Source organism: Curvibacter sp. GW821-FHT01G03 (genome assembly GCF_059422285.1).
In genome coordinates this window covers 1-1,178 of sequence record NZ_JBWKWP010000051.1, presented here as the reverse complement: position 1 = coordinate 1,178, position 1,178 = coordinate 1, and the positions used below count along the sequence as shown (strand labels likewise).

1 protein-coding gene is annotated in these 1,178 nt (G+C 61.8%); it reads left to right on the top strand.

Going from position 1 to position 1,178, the window contains the following annotated elements; translation table 11 throughout:
* The coding region (locus AC07VS_RS28760; protein ID WP_494752687.1) for a branched-chain amino acid ABC transporter substrate-binding protein at nucleotides 1-1,098 on the top strand (1,098 nt) is incomplete at its 5' end.
* Nucleotides 1,099-1,178: the final 80 nt, after the last annotated feature.

The following is a 1,178-nucleotide window of genomic DNA, read 5'->3' as shown; positions in this document are numbered from 1 at the left end:
CTGGCAGTTCTGGCAGGCGCTGCCTCGGCACAAGACGTTCAGGTCGTGAAGATCGGCCACGTCGCCCCGATGTCGGGCGCCCAGGCCCACTACGGCAAGGACAACGAGAACGGCGCGCGCATGGCCGTTGAAGACCTGAACACGCAGAACATCGTGATCGGGGGCAAGAAGATCAAGTGGGAACTGGCCGCTGAAGACGATGCAGCCGATCCCAAGCAAGGCACGGCCGCTGCACAGAAGCTGTGCGACGCCAAGGTCGCTGGCGTGGTTGGTCACCTGAACTCGGGCACCACCATCCCGGCTGCCAAGGTGTACAACGACTGCGGCATCCCGCACATCACCGGTGCCGCCACCAACCCCAACCTGACCAAGCCCGGTTACAAGACCACCTACCGCATCATTTCGAACGACAACGCGCTGGGCGCTGGTCTGGCCTTCTATGCGGCTGACACCTTGAAGCTCAAGCGCGTGGCCGTGATCGACGACCGCACGGCTTATGGCCAGGGCGTGGCCGATGTGTTCAAGAAGATTGCCGCCAGCAAGGGCATCACCGTGGTGGACGAGCAGTTCACGACCGACAAGGCGACTGACTTCATGGCCATCTTGACCTCGATCAAGGCCAAGAACCCGGACGGCATCTTCTTCGGTGGCATGGACCCGCAAGGCGGCCCGATGCTGCGCCAGATGGAGCAACTGGGTCTGGGCAACGTGAAGTACTTTGGTGGTGACGGCATCTGCACGTCCGAGCTGGCCAAGCTGGCTGCGGGCGCCAAGACGCTGGAGAACGTGGTGTGCGCCGAAGGCGGTGCCTCGCTGGGCAAGATGCCTGGCGGCGAAGCCTGGAAGAAGCGCTACGACGCGAAGTACCCCAACCAGTTCCAGGTGTACAGCCCGTACACCTACGACGCGACCTTTGTGCTGGTGGACGCGATGAAGCGGGCCAACTCGGTGGATCCGAAGGTCTACACCCCGAAGCTGATCGAAACCAACTTCCAGGGCGTGACCGCGAAGATTGCGTTCGAGCCCAATGGCGAGCTGAAGAACCCGGCCATCACCCTGTACACCTACAAGGATGGCAAGAAGACGCCTCTGAACTGATCGGCTGCGATCTTCAAGCGATTTTGAGCGGTGCCTGCCGCTCTCAAAAGGCCACCTTCGGGTGGCTTTTTTCATGGCCG